We start from the raw sequence: 18,319 nt of genomic DNA, 5'->3' as shown, positions 1-18,319 counted from the left end.
AAGGAGTATTTAAATTCACCAGTGGTGACTATTAAGGGGGCGAAGACTGGCGACCTTGATTTGACGCAAAAAAATCAGGGGCTTTGCTGTTAGTTTGCGGCGCGAAGTCTTATCAGATAACGAGGACAACAATGGACGTCAGCCGCAGACAATTTTTTAAAATCTGCGCGGGCGGTATGGCCGGAACCACAGCCGCGATGCTGGGATTTGCTCCCAAAATGGCGCTGGCTCAGGCGCGCAACTATAAACTGCTGCGAGCCAAAGAGATCCGTAACACCTGCACATACTGCTCCGTAGGTTGTGGGCTTTTAATGTATAGCCTGGGCGATGGCGCGAAGAACGCCAGAGAAGCGATTTATCATATCGAAGGGGATCCGGATCATCCGGTGAGCCGTGGGGCGTTATGCCCGAAAGGAGCCGGTTTGCTGGACTACGTCCACAGTGAAAACCGTCTGCGTTACCCGGAATACCGTGCGCCAGGTTCTGACAAGTGGCAGCGAATCTCCTGGGACGACGCGTTCTCCCGGATAGCCAAACTGATGAAGGCCGACCGCGATGCCAACTTTATGGAGAAGAACGCCCAGGGCGTGACGGTTAACCGCTGGCTTTCCACCGGGATGCTCTGTGCCTCTGCGGCAAGTAATGAAACCGGCATGCTGACGCAAAAATTTGTGCGCTCACTCGGCATGCTGGCGGTAGACAACCAGGCACGCGTCTGACACGGACCAACGGTAGCAAGTCTTGCTCCAACATTTGGTCGCGGTGCGATGACCAACCACTGGGTTGATATCAAAAACGCCAACGTCGTGATGGTGATGGGCGGCAACGCCGCTGAAGCACATCCGGTGGGATTCCGCTGGGCGATGGAAGCGAAAAACAACAACGATGCGACGCTTATCGTCGTCGATCCGCGCTTTACGCGTACGGCATCGGTGGCCGATATCTATGCACCAATCCGCTCCGGTACGGACATAACGTTCCTGTCTGGCGTGCTGTTGTACCTGATCGAAAATAACAAAATTAACGCGGAATACGTTAAACACTACACCAACGCGAATCTGCTGGTGCGGGATGACTTTGCCTTCGATGACGGTCTGTTCAGCGGTTATGACGCACAAAAACGTCAGTACGATAAATCGTCCTGGAACTATCAGTTCGATGAGAACGGCTATGCGAAACGCGATGAAACCCTGACCGATCCGCGCTGCGTGTGGAACCTGCTGAAACAGCACGTTTCCCGCTACACGCCGGATGTGGTGGAGAACATCTGCGGTACGCCGAAAGCGGACTTCCTCAAAGTGTGTGAAGTGCTGGCTTCCACCAGTGCGGCGGACAGAACCACCACGTTCCTGTATGCGCTGGGCTGGACGCAGCACACCGTGGGCGCGCAGAACATCCGTACGATGGCGATGATCCAGTTGCTGCTTGGCAACATGGGTATGGCGGGTGGTGGCGTGAATGCGCTGCGTGGTCACTCCAACATCCAGGGATTGACCGATCTGGGGCTGCTTTCCACTAGTTTGCCGGGTTATCTGACGCTGCCGTCAGAAAAACAGACTGATTTCCAGACCTGGCTCACGGCGAATACGCCAAAAGCCACGCTGGCCGATCAGGTGAACTACTGGAGTAACTATCCGAAGTTCGCCGTCAGCCTGATGAAATCTTTCTACGGCGATGATGCGCGCAAAGAGAACGACTGGGGCTTTGAGTGGTTGCCAAAATGGGATCAGTCTTACGACGTCATCAAGTATTTCAACATGATGGATAAGGGTAACGTCACGGGCTATATCTGCCAGGGCTTTAACCCGGTGGCCTCGTTCCCGGACAAAAACAAGGTGGTGCGCAGCCTGAGTCAGCTGAAGTACATGGTGGTTATCGACCCGCTGGTGACTGAAACCTCCACGTTCTGGCAGAACCACGGTGAATCAAACGATGTCGATCCGGCATCGATTCAGACCGAAGTGTTCCGTCTGCCGTCGACCTGTTTTGCCGAAGAAGACGGTTCTATTGCTAACTCTGGCCGTTGGCTGCAGTGGCACTGGAAAGGTCAGGATGCACCGGGTGAAGCGCGTAACGACGGCGAGATCCTGGCCGGGATTTACCATCGTCTGCGCGAGATGTACCGCACCGAAGGCGGCAAAGGTGCTGAACCACTGCTGAAGATGAGCTGGGACTACAAACAGCCTGATCACCCGGAGTCCGAAGAGGTGGCCAAAGAGAACAACGGCGTGGCGCTGGCGGATCTCTATGATGCCAGCGGTAACCTTGTGGCGAAAAAAGGCCAGTTGCTGAGCAGCTTCGCGCTGCTGCGCGATGACGGTACGACGGCGTCTTCCTGCTGGATCTACGCCGGTAGCTGGACGGAGCAGGGTAACCAGATGGCCAACCGCGACAACGCTGACCCGTCAGGTCTGGGCAATACGCTGGGCTGGGCATGGGCGTGGCCGCTGAACCGCCGCGTGCTGTACAACCGCGCCTCAGCGGATATCAACGGTAAGCCGTGGGATCCGAAACGCATGTTGATCCAGTGGAACGGGTCGAAGTGGGCGGGTAACGATATCCCGGACTTCAACACCGCCGCGCCGGGCAGTGCGACCGGGCCGTTTATCATGCAGCCGGAAGGGCTGGGGCGTCTGTTTGCTCTCGATAAGCTGGCGGAAGGGCCATTCCCGGAACACTACGAACCGATGGAAACGCCACTGGGCACTAACCCGCTGCACCCGAACGTGATCTCCAGCCCGGTGGTGCGTATCTACGAGGACGACGTGCTGCGTTTAGGCAAGAAGGATAAGTTCCCGTATGTGGGGACGACCTATCGCCTGACCGAGCATTTCCACACCTGGACTAAGCACGCGCGGCTTAACGCCATCGCCCAGCCGGAACAGTTTGTGGAAATCAGCGAAACGCTGGCGAAAGCGAAAGGGATTGCTAACGGCGACCGCGTGAAGGTCAGCAGCAAGCGCGGCTTTATTCGCGCGGTTGCGGTAGTGACCCGCCGTCTGCAGTCGCTGAACGTTCATGGTCAGCAGGTGGAAACGGTGGGTATTCCGCTGCACTGGGGCTTTGAAGGTGTGGCGCAGAAAGGCTACATCGCCAATACCCTGACGCCAAACGTCGGCGATTCCAACTCGCAGACGCCGGAGTATAAAGCGTTTCTGGTCAACATCGAGAAAGCGTAAGGAGCGAATAAATGGCGATGGAAACACAAGACATTATTAAGCGCTCCGCGACCAATCCGATCACGCCCGCACCTCGTGTGCGGGATGACAAGGCTGAAGTCGCAAAGCTAATCGATGTCTCTTCCTGCGTGGGCTGCAAGGCCTGCCAGGTGGCCTGTTCTGAGTGGAATGACATCCGCGACGACGTGGGGCACTGCGTGGGGGTTTACGATAACCCGGCGGATCTGAGCGCCAAATCCTGGACGGTGATGCGCTTTAGCGAAACCGACCAGAACGGCAAGCTGGAATGGCTGATCCGCAAAGACGGCTGTATGCACTGTGAAGACCCGGGTTGCCTCAAGGCATGTCCGTCTGCCGGGGCAATTATTCAGTACGCCAACGGGATTGTCGATTTTCAGCAGGACAACTGTATTGGCTGCGGCTACTGCATCGCGGGCTGTCCGTTTAACATTCCGCGACTCAATAAAGAGGATAACCGGGTATACAAATGCACCCTGTGTGTGGATCGCGTCAGCGTGGGACAGGAGCCTGCCTGTGTGAAGACCTGTCCGACCGGGGCCATCCACTTCGGCACCAAAAGGGAGATGCTGGAGGTGGCGCAGCAGCGCGTGGATAAACTGAAAGCACGCGGTTACGAAAATGCAGGCATTTATAACCCGCAGGGCGTGGGCGGTACGCACGTGATGTACGTACTGCACCATAACGACCAGCCGGAGTTGTACCACAATCTGCCGAAAGATCCGGCGATCGATACCTCGATCAACCTGTGGAAAGGGGCGCTTAAACCGCTCTCTGCAGCGGGCTTTATCGCCACCTTTGCCGGGTTGATTTATCACTACATCGGTATCGGGCCAAACAAAGAGGTAGATGACGACGAGGAGGAGCATCATGAGTAAGTCGAAGATGATTGTGCGCACGAAGTTTATCGACCGCGCCTGTCACTGGACGGTGGTGATCTGCTTCTTTCTGGTGGCGGTTTCGGGGATTTCGTTCTTCTTCCCGACGCTGCAGTGGCTGACTGAAACGTTTGGTACGCCGCAAATGGGACGAATTCTGCACCCGTTCTTCGGTGTACTGATTTTCGTGGTGCTGATGTTTATGTTTGTGCGCTTCGTGCACCACAACATCCCGGATAAGCAGGATATTCCGTGGGTCAAAGGCATCGTCGAAGTCCTGAAAGGGAACGAACATAACGTTGCGAAAGTGGGCAAATACAACGCCGGGCAGAAGATGATGTTCTGGAGCATCATGAGCATGATTTTTGTGCTGCTGGTGACCGGGGTGATTATCTGGCGTCCGTACTTTGCGCACTATTTCCCGATTCAGGTGATTCGTTATGCGCTGCTGATCCACGCGACGTCGGCCATTATTCTGATCCACGCCATCCTGATCCATATGTATATGGCGTTCTGGGTGAAAGGATCGATTAAAGGGATGATTGAAGGAAAGGTGAGCCGCCGCTGGGCGCAGAAACACCATCCACGCTGGTACCGTGATGTTGAACGTCTTGAAGCGAAACAAGACAGTACGGAAGGCATAAAGTAAGCCCTGCGCCGTCGGCGTTGACCGACGGCGCTTCGCTTGCGTGGGCCATTAACGCGTCAATACAGCAAACTCCCGGCCATATCAGAACCGCTCGTCAACATAGCGGAACGGATATTTTGTAGGTTTTACCTTGCCAATTTTTCGCTTCGGTAATTCAACGGGCTCAACGTGCATCGCTTTATAGGGGATCTGCGTGAGCAGGTGAGAGATAATATTCAGCCGCACACGTTTTTTATCTTCCGAGCGCGCCACAAACCACGGTGCCCATGCGGTGTCAGTGGCGGAAAACATCGCGTCTCGTGCCACGGTATATTCGTCCCACATGTTGAAAGACTTAATGTCCATCGGGGACAGTTTCCAGATTTTGCGTCCGTCGTTGATACGATCGCGCAGTCGGCGTTCCTGCTCTTTCGGCGTGACCTCAAGCCAGTACTTCACCAGGATGATCCCCGCATCGACCATTGCTTTCTCCATAACAGGCGTACCGTCGAGAAATTTTTCTACCTGCTCCGGGGTACAGAATCCCATGACTCGTTCGACGCCTGCACGGTTGTACCAGCTGCGGTCGAAAATGACGATCTCTCCCGCTGCAGGCAGGTGGGGAACGTAGCGCTGGAAATAGAGCTGGGTTTTCTCTTTCTCGGTGGGCGCGGGGAGTGCCACAACGCGAAATACGCGCGGGCTGACACGCTCGGTTATCGCTTTGATGGTTCCGCCTTTACCGGCTCCGTCACGCCCTTCGAACACAATACACACTTTCAAACCTTTAGCGACCACCCACTGCTGAAGCTTAACCAGTTCAACATGAAGACGGCGCAACTCTTGCTCATACACTTTTGTTTTCAGGGGGGCATTTTTAACGACATCAGCAACGACACTGGCTTTCTTCTTACTGACCATAATTGTCATCCTCTTGTTGTCCTGCCGCGGGGAAGGAGCTGTATTTGAAGTGTAATCTATCTGTATTAATGGATTAACGTGTCAGAGAGGCGATTTGAACTGGCTCACCATACAAGATTATTCAATAATGGCTGTTGCGAACGTTTAACAAGTGGTTGTTGTATGAAAAAGACAATTTTTTCGTTGGCACTTGGCACATTTGGCCTGGGGATGGCTGAATTTGGCATTATGGGTGTGTTGACGGAACTGGCGCATGATACCGGGATTTCAATTCCCTCCGCCGGGAATATGATTTCGTTTTACGCCTTCGGTGTCGTAATAGGTGCGCCGGTTGTGGCGCTGTTTTCCAGTAAGTTCTCACTAAAATCGACGCTGCTGTTCCTGGTGGCCATGTGCGCGGTCGGAAATGCGATTTTTACCTTCTCATCATCGTATCTCTGGCTGGCAACAGGACGTTTGATTTCGGGTTTTCCGCACGGAGCCATTTTTGGCGTCGGGGCGATCATTCTTTCCAAAATTGCACCGCCGGGTAAGGTAACGGTCGCCGTTGCGGGCATGATTGCCGGTATGACCGTAGCCAATCTGGTGGGTGTTCCGCTGGGGACGTGGCTGGGGCATGAGTTCAACTGGCGCTATACCTTTATGCTGATTGCCATATTTGATGCGCTGGTGATCTTTTCGGTGCTGATGTGGGTGCCGAAAATTCACGATAAATCAGAAACCAAATTGACCGAGCAGTTCCATTTTCTGACGAAACCGGAACCCTGGCTGATTTTCGCCGCCACCATGTTTGGTAATGCCGGTGTGTTTGCGTGGTTCAGTTTCGTTAAGCCGTTTATGGTTAACGTCTCTGGTTTCTCCGAAGGGGTGATGACCGTCATTATGATGCTGATGGGCCTCGGGATGGTGCTGGGTAACCTGCTGAGCGGCAAATTGTCTGGCCGTTTTAGCCCACTGCGCATTGCGGCAACGACCGATCTGGTGATTGTGGCCTCACTGTTGTCGCTTTTCGCCTTTGGAGAACAGAAAACCGCCTCACTGGTGATGGGGTTTATCTGCTGCGCCGGGCTGTTTGCACTCTCCGCACCGCTGCAAATTTTGCTACTGCAAAATGCCAAAGGGGGCGAGATGCTGGGAGCTGCCGGGGGACAGATGGCGTTTAATCTGGGCAGTGCGATTGGCGCGTATTTTGGCGGGATGATGATTACGCTCGGATATAGCTGGAGTTATATCACGTTACCGGCGGCCATTTTGTCTTTCTCCGCCATGACTTCGCTGTTGATTTACGGCCATTTGAGCGCCAGAAAACGTCAGGCCAACGCGCGTGCGCTAGCCTGATCTGGCCCGGCGGAGACTGCCGCCGGGCGCAGACGTTAAAGCTGTGCTTCTATTGCCTCAATCTCTTTACGCCATTGCGCCTGCAGCTGCGGCTTTTGATGTTTCGGCTTACGCGCGACATCCTCCGCAAGCAGCGTTTCCAGTGCAATCAGCCGTTCAAGCAGATCGTCCGACAGTGCCGGGGCGTTTTCCACCGGCGGTGATGACTCAGCCTGGTATGTCAGGCCTGCACTTTCACGCAGCCTTTCGAATACGGCTTCGGCATCATGCCACTCGCTCAGCATGCCATCCTCAATCAACCAGAAGCGGTTACAGCTTTGGCTAATCAACTGACGATCGTGGCTGACCAGCAGCACACCACCTTCAAACTGTTGCAGAGTGTCGGCCAGCGCTTCTTTGCCCTCCATGTCCAGATGGTTGGTCGGTTCATCCAGCATCAGCAGGCTATAACGGGCAAGCGTCAGCCCAACAAACAGCAGGCGAGAACGCTCGCCGCCGCTGAGCGTGTTGACCTTTTGTCCGTGACGCGCCCACGGGAACCCGGCACCGATCAGCGCCATCTTGCGATTCTGCGGATCGGGTGCAAAAGGCTCCAGTGCATCAAACAGCGAGGTATCGTCCGGCAGCTGGTTCAGCGTCTGATCGTAATAACCTGGCGAGACACGCGGATGGATTTTCAGCCTGGCGTCCGTTAGCGCATCGGTAAAATGTCGCCAGATAAGTTTCATCAACGACGATTTACCGCAGCCGTTACGCCCGACGATCGCCACCCGATCGCCACTTTTCAGCCTGGCAATGTCGACATTAAACAGATCCGGCAGCCCTGGAGCGGGCGGAACACCGAGACGTTCCATCTCCAGCAGACGGTCGGCCCGCAGCGCGTCGCCCCGCAGGGTTAATGTCCACTGACTGCCTACGGTGACTTCCGTCTGGTTCTCTTTCAGCCGCTCGACCTGTTTTTCCATCTGTTTGGCTTTGCGGGCCAGATCTTCGTTGTCGTAGACCTTGCCCCAGGTTGCCAGCCGTTTGGCGCTGGTCGTGATGCGGTCGATTTCCTTTTGTTCAGCCTTATGGCGTTGCGCATCGCTTTCGTCTTTTGCGACCAGCGCCTTGCGCGCCGCCGAGCAGGGAAGCGCAAAGTAGTGCAGCGTCTTATCGCGCAGGATCCAGCTACCGTTAGTGACGGCGTCCAGCAGTTGTCTGTCGTGCGAGACCAGCACAAAGCTGCCAGACCAGTTCTGTAAAAACTGTTCCAGCCAGAGCATCGTTGGCAAATCGAGGTGGTTGCTCGGCTCATCAAGCAGGAGCAGATCGGGATCGCTAATAAGCGCTCTTGCCAGCAGAAGACGCGTATGTTGGCCACCGCTCAATGTGGCCGATTGTAATGCCATATCCTCTGGTGTGAAGCCCATTCCGGCCAGTAGGGTTTCTGCTTTCCAGCGCAGGTTGTCTCGTTCAGCAGACGACAGTTGCGCCAGCACCGCATCCAGCATAGTCAGCGGATAAATGGCGTCCGGCAGATGTTGCTCAACGCGCGCCATCAGGCAGTGCCCGGCCAGCGCCACCGTTCCGGCAGCAGGCGAGTTTGTGCCGTCCAGGATCTTTAACAGCGTACTTTTACCGCAGCCGTTATCACCCAGCAGACCAATGCGGTCGCCTTTTTTCAGCGTAAAGGAGAGGGCGTCGAAGAGCGTGCCAAACGCCGTATCAACACGTAAAGATTGTGCAGTGAGTAAAGTGCTCATTATTGCTTACCCAGGAGTTACAGGCATGTTTATGCCTCGTCAAACATCGCTGACGATAACTCAGTAAGCCCGAGAGAAGGGATTTCAGGGGTCGGTGTCTTCGCTCAAGCCGAAGTTATCGCAGCACGATATCGATAACGCCTGAGCAGGTGCGATCACCAAATGTATGTGAAACATTGAAAATTTCACAGTACAGCATAATTGGCCTCCTTATATATTCAGTGGGTTAATGGATGAAAGGAGTGTAGCGGGGGAAAGAGGATTTAGCCAGAGGGAGAAGGTCAGACGGTGCAGTCTGGTGCCCTCACTCCACCCCTCTCCCACAGGGGAGGAAGTCAAAAAAATTGAACAAAGAGTGAGATAATTTAAGTATAAACACGTTGATTTCAATTCCGGTGTTAGAGATTTCAGAAGATGAAGCATATATAGGCGAACGATTTCTTAGTTTTGACGAACTGGCTTTTCTGTTGAAAGAAACTCAGAATGTTTTTTCATCCCGATGTAGCTGTTTTCATACAGCTAATCTTTTTCTGCGGTGGGCAGTGTCCTTGTGAAATACTGGTTTTGCAAAAAATAAGTGCTTTTTAAATGGGAAAATAAACCACATGAGTTAATGAAGTTCTAAATCAGTTATTCAACAGTAATCATCATCACCAAGAATGATATGCAACATATAATTCCTGGTGATGATAATTTAATTTTTCGTTACTTTTCCCCACGCAATAAATGTGATCCACCCCTCAATTCTCTTATGTAAAATGTATATTATCTTACAGTTAAAATGGCACTTAATTATTAGCGGCTCAGCTAACGGGAATTGAATACATGGAGAATGTCAAATTTAAATAATACTGTTAATTAAGGATGATATCATGGCGAGAGGATATTTTTTGACTGTGGGCTGTCAAACAACATGTGGTGGCTCAATCATTACAGGTTATGCGGGACATTCATTATCAGGGCAACGTACAGCCAGAAATGGAGATAAATACATATGTGGAGTTGATAAACAAGTTCATACCATTTTGGGCGGAATTCCGTTCTATTCTATAGATGGTGTAGCAGCAGCAGGTACTTTGCATAGTCGGGGAAGTTGTGATTGTAAATGTGAATTTATCCCCTCTGATTATTCGATGTCCTATGGTGATGAGCCTGTATCCAGACCTCAAAGACTTCAATCGTCCATACCAACCCCGATAGCACCAAAACCGACGTCAGAACCAACTTTCTCTCCTCAGCCACCAGCAGCCACACCTCCAAAACCAATTTCCCCTGTGCCAATGAAAGAGAAAGAACAGCGCGAATCAGTAGATGCCGGGTATTGTATACTCCCATATGGAAGCCACACCCGAGCATATGACCCCTATCTGTTTCTAAATCCACCAAATGGCGTGCGCGAACTGTATCTTTCATTGAACGGTGAAGATAAACAGTATAAAGCCGGTTCTATCCTGCTCATTGTTGACCCGGAGAAGCAGGACGAGAAACAAATAGCGCACTTGCAAGCTGCGAAGGAACGAATTGATACAGCCCTGGCCCCGCTTTCACATCAGCAAGCGCGATTTCTGTTTAAAAATAAAGATACCATTGAAATGTTTGCAGCCGCTGCCAGTAAAACCAGCGAAATTTACGGGTACTCAGGACAGGTCACAGAAGCAGCAAAGGGATATTTCCAGCAGGTTGAAAATATCCTTGTCAGTATCGAGAAATCCTATCAAAACCACTACATCACCAGCGGCGCGTTGATCAGTGAGCAGTTTTACGTTGAGCGCCGTCAGTTGCTTGGTCAGCTTGATAGCGTCCTTAAAATGTTCTCAAAGCACCGTTTCATGTTCAATGAATATACCGACCTCAAAAAATCACTTGGACTCTCAACCCATGCAATTACCCATCGCTGGAATGAAACAGGGGTAAGCGATATCGAAGGTTATGCGACTCACATCGAGAAGCTGGCGAAGTATGTCAAGTTAATGGAAACTGCCGGGAAGATTGGCGTTGGCCTGGCTGCATTAGATACAGCATCGAAAATTACAGAAGCCTGTGCCCTGGGCAAAGATTGTGCTAAAACTGCCTTTACATCTATTGGGGAATTTTCCGGTAGCCTGGCTGGAGGATACATAGCTGAACAAATAGTAGAAAGAGGGGCATCAGGAGCAATATGCTCCCTTGTGTTAGGTGCAGCTACGTTTGAAGCTGGAGGTGCAGGGGCTTTACTCTGTACTATTGGTGTTGCAGGGGGTATAGGTTGGGGGAGTGAGGCGGTTTTATCCTCTGATGGAGAAAAATTAGGCAAACGACTTTATGAGATCACAAACGATGATTAAAGTAAGCGATTTGATATTTATCACCTTCAGTTTACTAGGCTTTTTTCTTATTTGTTGTAGTTTTATCTTATCTGCATTGAATCGGAAAAGATATGACGAAATTTGTATTTTATATAAAGAAAAACACGGTAGTTTGCCAGAGGCTATTACGCTTTTCAAAGACTCTGATAAAAACATGTTGAATATACTATATTTTAATTATGGATATGCAGTAAAAAGACAATTTATAATGATGCCAATCTTAAGTAATAAGAATTCAATTCACATGCCAGATGTTGATAAAGAATTTATCCGTGGATTACCCAAACATCTTATTAGACCATTCTTAATAGAGCATTATCTTGCAATAATTGGAGCAATTCTTATAGTTGTGGGTTTGGCTTTAATGAAAATTATTCATCATATTAACCTATGAATATATTGAAAATATCTCTAAAATAATAAAAACAAGCCCTTGGTGGGCTTGTTTTTATCCTAAAAAGTATCATTCCCTCAACAAATATCACTCATTCTGATAATTTACTTATTGAACTCTGTCACGAACATTAAATTGGATGTCTATATTCTAATTATTGAAATGTTTGAACGTTTCAAGAGAGATTAATCTACATAAATAAGGATATATTGATGGTAAACAGGGTTCATTGCCGTGTTGATGATCGACTCATTCACGGACGTAAGATGCCCCCACAAATGGCGACATTTGCAATTCTTATGCAAGCCATAGCGCAGCGGCGATTTTCTTGCCGGGAGCCCGGGTTGCCAGGGCGGTGGCGGTGAACCGCCCTGGCACGTTCACCTGTGTCGTCGTTACAGAGCAGCAATCAACATAAAGTGAACGGAATGACCACCGCTGCCTTATGTTCCCCCTCACCCCAGCCCTCTCCCTCAAGGGAGAGGGGGTATTCTGTGCCAATCTGTAATTTGTGGGGAACCCGGAGAGAGGGCCGTCCGTAACCGTAGTTAAATCGAGGTACGACGATAGCTGCGGTATTCCGGCATCCAGAAGTTATCATCAATGGCTTGCTGCAATGCATCGGCAGAGGTTTTGATTGCCACACCTTGCTGTTGCGCCATCTTGCCTACTGCAAACGCAATAGCGCGAGACACTTTGTGGATGTCCTTCAGCTCCGGCAATACCAGACCTTCACCGTTGTTAACCAACGGAGAGTATTTCGCCAGCGTTTCACTCGCGGACATCAGCATTTCGTCGGTAATGCGTGACGCCCCGGAAGCGATAACACCCAGTCCAATACCCGGGAAGATATAGGAGTTGTTGCACTGGGCAATGGGGTAGGTCTTGTCTTTCCACACCACCGGATCAAACGGACTGCCGGTGGCAACCAGCGCGTTACCTTCGGTCCAGGCGATGATGTCCTGCGGCGTGGCTTCCACGCGGGAGGTTGGGTTAGACAGCGGCATCACGATAGGGCGTTCGCAGTGCTTGTGCATTTCGCGAATAATCTCTTCGGTGAAGAGACCGGTCTGCCCGGAAACGCCGATCAGAATATCCGGCTTCACGTTGCGCACCACGTCCAGCAGGGAGAGCACCTCGTTGTCGGTATCCCAGTTTTTCAGGTTGTCGCGCTTTTGCACCAGCTTAGTCTGGAACGGCAGCAGATTTGGCATGCCGTCGGTCAACAGACCGAAACGGTCAACCATAAAGACGCGGGAGCGGGCCAGTTCTTCGCTCAGGCCTTCGCGCTGCGTCTGGGCAATAATCTGCTCGGCAATACCGCAACCCGCAGAGCCTGCACCGAGGAAGACGATTTTTTGGTAGCTCAACTGGCTACCTGCCGCACGGCTGGCAGCGATCAGCGTACCGACCGTCACGGCTGCAGTGCCCTGGATATCGTCATTGAACGAGCAGATCTCATCGCGATAGCGGTTCAGCAGCGGCATCGCGTTCTTCTGCGCAAAGTCTTCAAACTGCAACAGCACGTCCGGCCAGCGCTGTTTCACGGCCTGAATGAAATCGTCGACAAACTGATAGTACTCGTCGTCGGTAATACGCGGATGACGCCAGCCCATGTACAGCGGGTCGTTCAGCAATTGCTGGTTGTTCGTGCCCACATCCAGTACCACTGGCAGGGTGTACGCCGGGCTGATACCGCCGCAGGCGGTGTAGAGGGAAAGCTTACCGATGGGGATCCCCATCCCGCCAATACCCTGGTCACCGAGACCCAGAATACGTTCGCCGTCAGTCACCACGATCACTTTAATGTTGTGATTTGGCACGTTCTGCAGAATATCGTCCATGTTGTGACGGTTCTGATAAGAGATGAACACGCCACGGGAACGACGATAAATCTCAGAGAAACGCTCACAGGCCGCACCGACCGTCGGGGTGTAGATCACCGGCATCATCTCTTCGAGATGGTTTTGCACCAGGCGGTAGAAGAGGGTTTCGTTGGTGTCCTGGATGTTACGCAGGTAGATGTGCTTATCGATTTCAGTTTTGAAACCCTGATACTGGATCCAGGCACGTTCTGCCTGTTCTTCGATGGTTTCAACCACTTCTGGCAGCAGGCCAAGCAGGTTAAAGCTGCTGCGCTCTTCCATGCTGAAGGCACTGCCTTTGTTCAGCAGGGGGAATTCAAGTAAAACCGGCCCGGCATACGGGATATATAAGGAACGATGTTTTTTCAGTTTGTTGTCCATGTCACTCACTCTTTTTTTGAAGATCCGTCCCTGACACTGCTGTTTGTCATCTTTCTGGCCTGTGCTGCGGGGTTCGGTCGGGAGGTATTATAAAGGAGCTAAATGTTAATTACCGCAACACATAAAAAAAACACCATCGGTTTTGCCGATGGTGTTGCAGATCTTTTACTGGAACTTACTTGCCTGCGTGGCGTTTTCTGCCGGTAGCGTGGGTGACCTGCGTTTCGATGTCGCCCTCAATCACCACTTTGCGCTGGTTTGAAAGCTTGTAGTTCAGCCCCAGAATATGGCGTGCCTGACGGTTCGATTTCATGTTAACTCCTCAATCCTGTTGATAGTTTTAAGGACAAGTTCACTTTCGTGAACGAAATGTAACCCCTTAGGTTGCCCATCAAGCGTAGCAGGTTTTCAGCTTACCATTTCATTTCACCGGTATTCACTTTGGCGCTCAGCTCCAGCGAGCTGGCTTCAGCAAGGTTAGGCCACTGTTTTTTCATGCTGGCGATCACCCCTGCAGAATCTTTATGTTCAGCCAGCGCGTGTTCGAACTGCTGCAGATACTGGCGGGTAAAGTCGATAGCGCCGGTTCCTGCCGGAGGTGTACCGAGATAATGGCCCGGGATCACGCGCTCTGGCTGGTGGGCTGCCATGTCATCCAGCGTTTGCTGCCACTGCTTGCGGCTTGCCTGGGTCTGGGTATCCGCCGTCCAGACGTGAATACCCCAGGAGACGCCGGTGCCGCCGAGGATTGTTTTTGCCGACGGGATCCACACGTATGCGGCGTAGCTGTTCGCCTGTTCGATATCAATTTTCTCGCCATCAACCATGAACGTTGTGGAGGCCAGAACCTGCGGCACAACCAGCTCCGTTGGCGCACCGTCTTTCATCTGTGGTCCCCAGAATGCGAGTTTGGCGTCTTTGGTGGCCTTGATGTGGTCAACCACCGGCTGAGTGGCCACGACTTTGGCATTCGGGAACGCTTTGACCAGTGGCTGCAGGCCAAAATAAAAATCTGGATCGCCGGAGGTGATCACAATCTTATTCAGCGTTTTACCGCTGTGGCGGATTTTTTCCACCAGCGCTTCGCCATCCTTTACGCTGAACTGCGCGTCAAACAGAACGGCTTCTTTCGGCCCGGAAACCAGCGTGGAAGAGACAGCAAAAATGCCTTTCTCCTGTGGGTTATAGGTATCAATGGTTAACGGTGCAGCAAAAACGGCTGGGGTAAAAAGGGTACACAGCACTGCAAGGCGGGTGATTTTCATTCTGTTGTCTCTGTTCTTCAGGAAAGTCTCTATTGTACCGATCTCTTCATTTGCCAGAATTCCTGAAACAAGACATGCTTTGTTTCATAAATCGAGCAAATGGAGCTTTATATGGATCGCGTTATTGCCGCTCAGGTCTACAACCGTATTTGTGAGCTGGGGAGTTTGAGTGCCGCCGCGCGTGCGCTGGGGATCTCCCGTCCAATGGTCAGTCGCTATCTGGAACAAATGGAAAAGTGGGCGGGGACGCGGCTGGTCAACCGCTCGACGCGCAAGCTGACGCTGACCGCCGCAGGGGAAAAAGTGCTGCAAAAAACACGCACGCTTTCACAAATCTCGCAGGAAATTGAAGATCAGTCGGCGAAAGATTTACCCTCCGGCACGCTGCGGGTAGCCTGCGCGCATTTTACTGCCATGCATATGATTGCCCCGGTGCTGCCCGGTCTGCTTTCCAGATACCCGCAGTTGCGTGTAGAGCTGGATGTGAACAACCATCCGGTAAGCCTGGTGGGCGAGCGTATTGATGTGGCGATTCGCATCACCGATAACCCGGAACCCGGCATGATTGCCCGCAGACTGGGGGAGTGCCGCTCCGTTTTGTGTGCCTCACCTGCGTATCTGGCAACGCACGGTACCCCCGACAGTGCTGACGATCTGGCGCAACATAATTGCCTGCATTACAGCTTTTTTGCTGGACAGTCCTGGCATTTCCTGACGCCGGAGGGCGAGAACCTGAGCGTGGCCGTGAGTGGCAATCTCAGCGCCAGTATCTCGTCGTTATTGATGGAGGCGGCGGTGAATCACTGCGGGATAGCCATGCTCCCGGAACGGGAAGCACAGACTGCACTTGAACGAGGGGAACTGGTGCCCGTGCTGACGACGTTAAAACCTAAGTCCCTTGCTATTTATGGTATTTATCAATCCCGTGAATATCAGCCCGCCGCGCTGCGCGTATTTCTTGACGAACTGGCCCGTAACCTGGCAGATCCATGAGGGGCGACTCTCATCAAGCGGCAGGTCAAGAAACTGAGTATCAGGGAAACAGCGGATGCAACAGGATACAGCCCTTCACCGATATGCGCATCCAGGCGTTGTACCGACAATCAGAAGCGAGCGATTTTGGTTAAGTTGTGATTGTTGTATGATGCCGGTGAGTATAACCTCTTATATATTGTGGAATTAATGATGGCAAGAGCACTGGCCTGCCTTGGCGACAAAACGAGTTATGGTGAGATTATTTCTGCCACCGCGTCCTGGTTCGAAGAAAGTAAAGCAATAGCCCGGACTGGCGACAAGGCATCATGCAGCAAATGCAACGGGTATTTTGAAATCCTTGCCTCTGCACAGGACTGGGCAGAAGAAGGCAAAGCATATGCTGCCACGGGTGACAGAGTGCTGTGCCGTTGCCCCGATCACTATGTTTACGGTTCAGCCACACAGTCTACCAGCACAGGTACTGGCTCTCTGACCTTCCGCAATACCCGTCAGTCGTCTGTCCCGGTGCTGCAGACCCTGGATGCCAGCGCCCGGAACTGTATTCGCTTTCAGTGCGCCGGTGACGATGGCCAGCTAATGGCTGGCTGTCGTTACACCCTGATGTTTCCGGACGGACGTTCTGAAGCTGGCGTTACCGATGAGTACGGGGTTACGGGGTGGCATTATGCCGAATCCGCTGAAAATATTAACCTGCATATATTAATGGATTAACTTATGGCTGTTTACCACCTCAGTACACGTATTAACTCTAATGTTCCTGCTGATTATCTCCGGTATGACCTGTGTATTTACCGCATGGACTCCGAAAGGAATAAATCCCCCCTGATTGATGTGAAGCAACAGCCGTTTCAGGGAAATTATGAAACACAGAGTCATATGACCGGAAATATAAACGAGCCACTCTCGGCCATTTATATTATGGAAGTGAAGCTTTACCGAAAAACCATGTTGTATACACATTGTGTGACGCCCGTTCCGTTCACTAAGATGTACACACTGGAAGCATTTGCATCAGGCAAAGCCTGGTCTCCGGTGAAGCGGGAAAACCCCTGTTATTTTGAGTCAAAAGGGACAATGAAACCTGAGAGTCAGGGGGGCGAAACAAAGCAGATTAAAATCACCACACCGGAACGTCAATTTATAGCGAAAGAATATCCTATAGGAACACCGCTGGATCCGTTTGAAAAAAACAAAATTGAATCTGAGATAAACGACAAATTTTATCATTATTCTTACCCTTATCAGGATAGGGCAAGTGTATGTGGACCTGCTGCATTTTTTTACTGTGTTCAAATGGATCGTCCTGATGTATATGCACAAGCTGCCAGGGAACTATGGCGGTATGGAAAGACTAAAATAGGTGCACTGACAATCTCCCCTGGCGAAGGGTGTAAACACCCTTCAGGTATGTTTTATACAAGCGGAGGTCAGCCAAGGATCCTAGGGATTGACTGGATGACGCTGGCTGGGCTCAGGGATTCAGAGAATACCATGCTGAGCTTTGATGCTCTTGATTCGCCAGTGGCTGGTATCACAATGTGGCAAACACTGACGGAATGGTTTGAAAAGGCCGGTTATGAAAAGGTGTTCAGTAATGTAGATATCACTCAGGCAGGTGTCCAGGGAATCAGAGATTTAAATAAGTATGTAGAGCAAGGCTATAAAGTTGTGACATTAATAAATGATGGACTGCTTGACGGTAGTACAAACAACACGACATTACCTACGCACTGGATTGTATGGGATGGTACTGTAACACAGGATGATAATGGGTATGTTGATTTAAAATTATTTTCCTGGGGGAAGTCATTCAACTGGATCAAACAGAAAAAAGATTTACAGTTTTTTATCAATAGATTCTTTGGGGGGGTGGTTTTCAAACCATTAAAATAACCATGAGAATGTTTTCTGTTATTTTTGTTTCATTTACCGTATCAGCATGTACTTTACATGCTGATGTTACACCTGATGGTAATTCACTTAACGATGCTATAGTAGGAACGCCGTATGCCAGTGAAATAAATATAAATGGTGGTGCTGTATCATCTTTAGATTCTAGTGGAAAAGAAAGATTCGTAGGTGAAATAACTCCATCCGATACAGGATTAACTTTAAGGTATTGTAATGATTCTCCAGCTCACAATTGCGTCAGGATTCAGGGAGTACCAGTAAAACCGGGGATCGTCACTGTACGAGTTTCAGGCGGATTGTTTGGCACTAATGTAGCGACAGGTGGGGAATTTGATAAAACATATACTATTAAGATCAAAGATTCGGAAGGTTCTTTTTAAGATCGTTTGAGCGGTGCTTTCAGCATCGTTCATCAAGATACGAGAATCCGCTCAGAGAGCGGTTTTCTCACATCT

The 18,319-nt window shown here is 51.1% G+C and carries 15 protein-coding genes and 1 pseudogene; 11 read left to right on the top strand and 5 right to left on the bottom strand.

The genetic code is table 11. The annotated features are described in order from the left end of the window. Positions 1-131 precede the first annotated feature (131 nt). From fdnG to fdnI, 3 genes are read left to right on the top strand one after another with little or no spacing between them, the layout of a single operon-like run. Positions 132-3,179 carry a formate dehydrogenase-N subunit alpha gene (gene fdnG, locus ACHHZ6_RS16250; RefSeq protein WP_182918432.1) on the top strand — a complete coding sequence of 1,016 codons (3,048 nt, stop codon included), beginning with the start codon at positions 132-134 and terminating at the stop codon, positions 3,177-3,179. A gap of 11 nt (positions 3,180-3,190) precedes the next feature. Beyond that, positions 3,191-4,075 carry a formate dehydrogenase subunit beta gene (gene fdxH, locus ACHHZ6_RS16245; RefSeq protein WP_182271485.1) on the top strand — a complete coding sequence of 295 codons (885 nt, stop codon included), beginning with the start codon at positions 3,191-3,193 and terminating at the stop codon, positions 4,073-4,075. After that, the gene (gene fdnI, locus ACHHZ6_RS16240; protein WP_182271484.1) at positions 4,068-4,724 is read left to right on the top strand and encodes a formate dehydrogenase-N subunit gamma; all 657 of its coding nucleotides are present in this window, start codon (positions 4,068-4,070) and stop codon (positions 4,722-4,724) included. Before fdxH ends, fdnI begins: the two co-directional genes overlap by 8 nt. A gap of 81 nt (positions 4,725-4,805) precedes the next feature. On the opposite strand, the gene ppk2 is transcribed toward fdnI, so the two are convergent. Further along, positions 4,806-5,624, bottom strand: a complete 819-nt coding sequence (gene ppk2, locus ACHHZ6_RS16235; RefSeq protein ID WP_182274516.1) for a polyphosphate kinase 2 — start codon at positions 5,622-5,624, stop codon at positions 4,806-4,808. A gap of 162 nt (positions 5,625-5,786) precedes the next feature. Between ppk2 and araJ the strand changes: the two genes are divergently transcribed. Then, positions 5,787-6,962, top strand: coding sequence for an MFS transporter AraJ (gene araJ / locus ACHHZ6_RS16230; protein WP_182918431.1), 1,176 nt, complete (start codon positions 5,787-5,789; stop codon positions 6,960-6,962). A gap of 35 nt (positions 6,963-6,997) precedes the next feature. Here araJ and ACHHZ6_RS16225 read toward each other — a convergent pair whose 3' ends face one another. Further along, positions 6,998-8,707 carry an ABC-F family ATP-binding cassette domain-containing protein gene (locus ACHHZ6_RS16225; RefSeq protein ID WP_182918430.1) on the bottom strand — a complete coding sequence of 570 codons (1,710 nt, stop codon included), beginning with the start codon at positions 8,705-8,707 and terminating at the stop codon, positions 6,998-7,000. A gap of 872 nt (positions 8,708-9,579) precedes the next feature. On the opposite strand from ACHHZ6_RS16225, the gene ACHHZ6_RS16220 reads away from it, so the two are divergent. Then, a complete protein-coding gene (locus ACHHZ6_RS16220; protein WP_182918429.1) occupies positions 9,580-11,031 on the top strand; it encodes a PAAR domain-containing protein in 1,452 nt (483 codons plus the stop codon). Further along, entirely contained in the window at positions 11,024-11,446 is a 423-nt protein-coding gene (locus ACHHZ6_RS16215; protein ID WP_182271480.1) for a hypothetical protein, read from the top strand. Before ACHHZ6_RS16220 ends, ACHHZ6_RS16215 begins: the two co-directional genes overlap by 8 nt. 548 nt (positions 11,447-11,994) lie before the next feature. On the opposite strand, the gene ACHHZ6_RS16210 is transcribed toward ACHHZ6_RS16215, so the two are convergent. The 3 genes from ACHHZ6_RS16210 to ACHHZ6_RS16200 form a co-directional block, all read right to left on the bottom strand. After that, entirely contained in the window at positions 11,995-13,692 is a 1,698-nt protein-coding gene (locus ACHHZ6_RS16210; protein WP_182271479.1) for an NAD-dependent malic enzyme, read from the bottom strand. A 175-nt stretch (positions 13,693-13,867) separates the two neighbouring features. Further along, positions 13,868-14,005 carry a stationary-phase-induced ribosome-associated protein gene (gene sra / locus ACHHZ6_RS16205; protein WP_182271478.1) on the bottom strand — a complete coding sequence of 46 codons (138 nt, stop codon included), beginning with the start codon at positions 14,003-14,005 and terminating at the stop codon, positions 13,868-13,870. Between the two features lie 100 nt (positions 14,006-14,105). Beyond that, positions 14,106-14,957, bottom strand: coding sequence for a Vmh family MBL fold metallo-hydrolase (locus ACHHZ6_RS16200; protein ID WP_182271477.1), 852 nt, complete (start codon positions 14,955-14,957; stop codon positions 14,106-14,108). Between the two features lie 111 nt (positions 14,958-15,068). Between ACHHZ6_RS16200 and ACHHZ6_RS16195 the strand changes: the two genes are divergently transcribed. The 5 genes and pseudogenes from ACHHZ6_RS16195 (at position 15,069) to ACHHZ6_RS16175 (ending at position 18,244) form a co-directional block, all read left to right on the top strand. Next, the gene (locus tag ACHHZ6_RS16195; RefSeq protein ID WP_395122700.1) at positions 15,069-15,950 is read left to right on the top strand and encodes a LysR family transcriptional regulator; all 882 of its coding nucleotides are present in this window, start codon (positions 15,069-15,071) and stop codon (positions 15,948-15,950) included. A 9-nt stretch (positions 15,951-15,959) separates the two neighbouring features. Continuing rightward, positions 15,960-16,084: pseudogene (locus ACHHZ6_RS16190) on the top strand (resolvase); the annotation flags it as partial. 55 nt (positions 16,085-16,139) lie between these two features. Continuing rightward, positions 16,140-16,664: a PAAR domain-containing protein gene (locus tag ACHHZ6_RS16185; protein WP_395122698.1), complete on the top strand. Its 525-nt coding sequence runs from the start codon at positions 16,140-16,142 to the stop codon at positions 16,662-16,664. Between the two features lie 3 nt (positions 16,665-16,667). Beyond that, complete coding sequence (locus ACHHZ6_RS16180) at positions 16,668-17,846, top strand: hypothetical protein (RefSeq protein WP_395122696.1); 1,179 nt, start codon at positions 16,668-16,670, stop codon at positions 17,844-17,846. 8 nt (positions 17,847-17,854) lie between these two features. Beyond that, complete coding sequence (locus ACHHZ6_RS16175) at positions 17,855-18,244, top strand: hypothetical protein (RefSeq protein WP_395122695.1); 390 nt, start codon at positions 17,855-17,857, stop codon at positions 18,242-18,244. Positions 18,245-18,319: the final 75 nt, after the last annotated feature.

Source organism: Enterobacter cloacae complex sp. 2024EL-00214, assembly GCF_043945575.1.
GTDB classification, from domain to species: Bacteria; Pseudomonadota; Gammaproteobacteria; order Enterobacterales; family Enterobacteriaceae; genus Enterobacter; species Enterobacter cloacae_P.
This window is presented reverse-complemented; position numbering and strand designations above follow the sequence as displayed.

Bases quoted from the DNA above. Each gene is read 5' to 3' on its own strand.
- fdxH (WP_182271485.1), top strand. From the start codon at position 3,191: ATGGCGATGGAAACACAAGACATTATTAAGCGCTCCGCGACCAATCCG.
- fdnI (WP_182271484.1), top strand. From the start codon at position 4,068: ATGAGTAAGTCGAAGATGATTGTGCGCACGAAGTTTATCGACCGCGCC.
- ppk2 (WP_182274516.1), bottom strand. From the start codon at position 5,624: ATGGTCAGTAAGAAGAAAGCCAGTGTCGTTGCTGATGTCGTTAAAAAT.
- araJ (WP_182918431.1), top strand. From the start codon at position 5,787: ATGAAAAAGACAATTTTTTCGTTGGCACTTGGCACATTTGGCCTGGGG.
- ACHHZ6_RS16225 (WP_182918430.1), bottom strand. From the start codon at position 8,707: ATGAGCACTTTACTCACTGCACAATCTTTACGTGTTGATACGGCGTTT.
- ACHHZ6_RS16220 (WP_182918429.1), top strand. From the start codon at position 9,580: ATGGCGAGAGGATATTTTTTGACTGTGGGCTGTCAAACAACATGTGGT.
- ACHHZ6_RS16215 (WP_182271480.1), top strand. From the start codon at position 11,024: ATGATTAAAGTAAGCGATTTGATATTTATCACCTTCAGTTTACTAGGC.
- ACHHZ6_RS16210 (WP_182271479.1), bottom strand. From the start codon at position 13,692: ATGGACAACAAACTGAAAAAACATCGTTCCTTATATATCCCGTATGCC.
- sra (WP_182271478.1), bottom strand. From the start codon at position 14,005: ATGAAATCGAACCGTCAGGCACGCCATATTCTGGGGCTGAACTACAAG.
- ACHHZ6_RS16200 (WP_182271477.1), bottom strand. From the start codon at position 14,957: ATGAAAATCACCCGCCTTGCAGTGCTGTGTACCCTTTTTACCCCAGCC.
- ACHHZ6_RS16195 (WP_395122700.1), top strand. From the start codon at position 15,069: ATGGATCGCGTTATTGCCGCTCAGGTCTACAACCGTATTTGTGAGCTG.
- ACHHZ6_RS16185 (WP_395122698.1), top strand. From the start codon at position 16,140: ATGATGGCAAGAGCACTGGCCTGCCTTGGCGACAAAACGAGTTATGGT.
- ACHHZ6_RS16180 (WP_395122696.1), top strand. From the start codon at position 16,668: ATGGCTGTTTACCACCTCAGTACACGTATTAACTCTAATGTTCCTGCT.
- ACHHZ6_RS16175 (WP_395122695.1), top strand. From the start codon at position 17,855: ATGTTTTCTGTTATTTTTGTTTCATTTACCGTATCAGCATGTACTTTA.